The organism is Streptomyces spiramenti, assembly GCF_012034385.1.
Classification (GTDB): Bacteria; Actinomycetota; Actinomycetes; order Streptomycetales; family Streptomycetaceae; genus Streptomyces; species Streptomyces spiramenti.
In genome coordinates this window covers 1-3,222 of sequence record NZ_JAAVJB010000366.1, presented here as the reverse complement: position 1 = coordinate 3,222, position 3,222 = coordinate 1, and the positions used below count along the sequence as shown (strand labels likewise).

Below are 3,222 nucleotides of genomic sequence, written 5' to 3'. Positions count from 1 at the left end.
GGTGAGAGGGCGGGGCAGGGCCCGCCGACGCGCCGGGGTCGGCCGCCCCTCGCCCCGCGGCGCGCCCGCCCCCGCAGCCCTTCCCCGCGCCCGCCGGTCACACTGCGGAGCGACCACCCGGTCGGCCCGGGGCGTCGGCCCGATATCCTGGCGCGGTGACATTTCCCGTAGTCGGCATGGTCGGCGGCGGCCAGCTCGCCCGTATGACCCACGAGGCGGGCATCCCCCTCGGCATCCGCTTCAGACTCCTCAGCGACACCCCCCAGGACTCGGCGGCGCAGGTCGTCCAGGACGTCCGCGTCGGTGACTACCGCGACCTGGCCACGCTGCGTGACTTCGCTCGGGGCTGCGACGTGATCACCTTCGATCACGAGCACGTCCCCGTCGAGCACCTCCGAGCCCTGGAGGCGGACGGCATCCCCGTGCGCCCCGGCCCCGACGCGCTGGTCCACGCCCAGGACAAGGGTGTGATGCGCGCCCGGCTGACCGCGCTCGGCGTGCCGTGCCCGCGTCACCGCATCGTCGCCGACCCGGCCGACGTCCGGGCCTTCGCGGAGGACGAACCGGGCGCCACCGGTTTCCCCGTGGTGCTGAAGACGGTCCGCGGCGGCTACGACGGCAAGGGCGTGTGGGTCGTCGGCTCCGAGGCCGAGGCCGCGGAGCCGTTCCGCGCCGGAGTGCCCGTGCTCGCCGAGGAGAAGGTGCCCTTCACCCGCGAGCTGGCCGCCAACGTGGTGCGTTCCCCCCACGGGCAGGCCGTCGCCTACCCGGTGGTGGAGTCCGTGCAGGTCGGCGGGGTCTGCGACACGGTGATCGCACCCGCCCCCGGACTGGACCCCGAGGCCGCCGCGCGGGCCCAGCACCTGGCGCTGACCGTCGCCCGGGAACTGGACGTCGTCGGCCACCTCGCCGTGGAGCTGTTCGAGACCGCGGACGGTTCGGTGCTCGTCAACGAGCTGGCGATGCGGCCCCACAACTCCGGCCACTGGACGCAGGACGGCGCCGTCACCTCCCAGTTCGCCAACCACCTGCGGGCCGTCCTCGACCTGCCGCTCGGCGACCCCCGCCCCCGCGCCCCCTGGACGGTGATGGCCAACGTCCTCGGCGGCGACTACCCCGACATGTACCAGGGGTACCTCCACTGCCTGGCGCGCGACCCCGGTCTGCGTGTCCACATGTACGGCAAGGATGTGAAGCCCGGCCGCAAGGTCGGCCACGTCACCACCTACGGCACGGACCTGGCGGAGGTGCGCGAGCGCGCCCGGCACGCCGCCGACTACCTCAGAGGAACGATCACCGAGTGAGCACCGAGCACCGCCCCGACCCGATCGTCGGCATCGTCATGGGTTCCGACAGCGACTGGCCCGTCATGGAGGCCGCCGCCACCGCGCTCGACGAGTTCGAGATCCCCTACGAGGTGGACGTCGTCTCCGCGCACCGCATGCCGCGCGAGATGGTCGCCTACGGCGAGGAGGCCGCAGGCCGGGGGCTGCGCGCGATCATCGCCGGCGCGGGCGGCGCCGCCCACCTGCCCGGGATGCTGGCCTCGGTGACGCCGCTGCCGGTGATCGGCGTCCCGGTGCCGCTGAAGTACCTGGACGGCATGGACTCGCTGCTGTCCATCGTCCAGATGCCTGCCGGTGTCCCGGTCGCCACCGTCTCCGTCGGCGGCGCCCGGAACGCCGGGCTGCTCGCCGCCCGCATCCTCGCCTCCCACGACCCGGCGCTGCTGGAGCGGATGACCGACTTCCAGGAGCGGCTGAACGAGCAGGCGACCGAGAAGGGCCGCCGCCTGCGGGGCAAGGCCAACGGCGCACGCCGCTTCGGCTTCGCCGGCGGCAACGGCGGCACCACCGGCGGTGCCTCATGACCGGGGACACCGGGAACGGGACCGGCGCCGACGAGGCCGAGGCCGACGGGAGGGGCGCCGCCCGCGACACCCTCGCGCCGCTGACCCCCGTCGGCGCCGCCGCGGAGGACCCGGGGCTGCTGGCCCGCGCGCTGGAACTGCTCGCCGAGCACCCGGTGGTGGACGGTCACAACGACCTCCCCTGGGCGCTGCGCGAGCAGGTCCGCTACGACCTCGACCGCCGCGACATCTCGCGCGACCAGAGCGCCCACCTCCACACCGACCTGCCGCGGCTGCGCGCCGGTGGTGTGGGGGCCCAGTTCTGGTCGGTGTACGTGCGGACCGACCTCAGCGGCGACGCCGCGGTCAGCTCCTGCCTGGAGCAGATCGACGTGGTCCGCACGATGCAGGACCGCTACCCCGACGACCTCGCCCCCGCGACCACCGCCGCCGGGATGGAGGCAGCGCGCCGCGAGGGCCGGATCGCCTCGCTGATGGGCGCCGAGGGCGGGCACTCGATCAACAACTCCCTGGGCACCCTCCGGGGCCTGTACGAGCTGGGCGTGCGGTACATGACGCTCACCCACAACGACACCATCGACTGGGCCGACTCCGCGACCGACGCCCCCCGCCACGACGGGCTCAGCCCGTTCGGCGAGGAGGTCGTGCGGGAGATGAACCGCCTGGGGATGCTGGTGGACCTCTCGCACGTCGCGGCGACCACCATGCGGGACGCGCTGCGCGTCACCGAGGCGCCCGTGATCTTCTCGCACTCGTCGGCCCGTGCCGTCTGCGACCACCCGCGCAACATCCCCGACGACGTACTGGCGCTGCTGGCGGACAACGGCGGCGTGGCGATGGCGACGTTCGTGCCGAAGTTCGTGCTGCCGGAGGCCGTGGAGTGGACCCGGCGCAGCGAGGAGGCGCTCGTCGCGGCCGGCCTGCACGCGCTGGACGGCTCCGACGCGGGGCGCCGCGTGCTCGCCGCGTTCGAGGCCGACAACCCGCGACCCGTCGCCACCCCGGCCACCGTCGCGGACCACCTCGACCACATGCGGGAGGTCGCCGGTGTCGACCACATCGGCATCGGTGGCGACTTCGACGGCACCTCCTTCCTCCCCGACGGGCTCGACACCGTCGCCGGCTACCCGAACCTGATCGCGGAGCTGCTGGGCCGCGGCTGGTCCGCCGACGACCTCGCCAAGCTGACCTGGCGGAACGCGGTACGGGTGCTGGGCGACGCGGAGGACGCCGCCGCCGGGCTGCGTCGCCGCCGCGGGCCCTCGCTGGCGACGCTCGACACGACGGCCGGCTGAGTCGCACCGGCTCCGCCGCGAGGCGCCCCCGGCGTTCGCACGACCGCCCGGTCCGCC

At 74.6% G+C, this 3,222-nt stretch carries 3 protein-coding genes; all 3 read left to right on the top strand.

The window, feature by feature from the left end:
• The first annotated feature begins 176 nt into the window (after positions 1 to 176).
• The 3 genes from HCJ92_RS23235 to HCJ92_RS23225 are packed head-to-tail and all read left to right on the top strand — an operon-like array spanning position 177 to position 3,165.
• Entirely contained in the window at positions 177 to 1,304 is a 1,128-nt protein-coding gene (locus HCJ92_RS23235) for a 5-(carboxyamino)imidazole ribonucleotide synthase (RefSeq protein ID WP_167935576.1), read from the top strand.
• Positions 1,305 to 1,342: 38 nt separating this feature from the next.
• Positions 1,343 to 1,870, top strand: coding sequence for a 5-(carboxyamino)imidazole ribonucleotide mutase (purE, locus tag HCJ92_RS23230; protein ID WP_209311505.1), 528 nt, complete (start codon positions 1,343 to 1,345; stop codon positions 1,868 to 1,870).
• Positions 1,867 to 3,165 (top strand): dipeptidase, encoded by a 1,299-nt coding sequence (locus tag HCJ92_RS23225; RefSeq protein WP_167935574.1) that lies wholly within the window; start codon positions 1,867 to 1,869, stop codon positions 3,163 to 3,165. Before purE ends, HCJ92_RS23225 begins: the two co-directional genes overlap by 4 nt.
• Positions 3,166 to 3,222: the final 57 nt, after the last annotated feature.

Excerpts from the sequence above, each read along its gene's own strand:
- purE (WP_209311505.1), top strand. The coding sequence starts at position 1,343 with ATGGGTTCCGACAGCGACTGGCCCGTCATGGAGGCCGCCGCCACCGCG.
- HCJ92_RS23235 (WP_167935576.1), top strand. The coding sequence starts at position 177 with ATGGTCGGCGGCGGCCAGCTCGCCCGTATGACCCACGAGGCGGGCATC.
- HCJ92_RS23225 (WP_167935574.1), top strand. The coding sequence starts at position 1,867 with ATGACCGGGGACACCGGGAACGGGACCGGCGCCGACGAGGCCGAGGCC.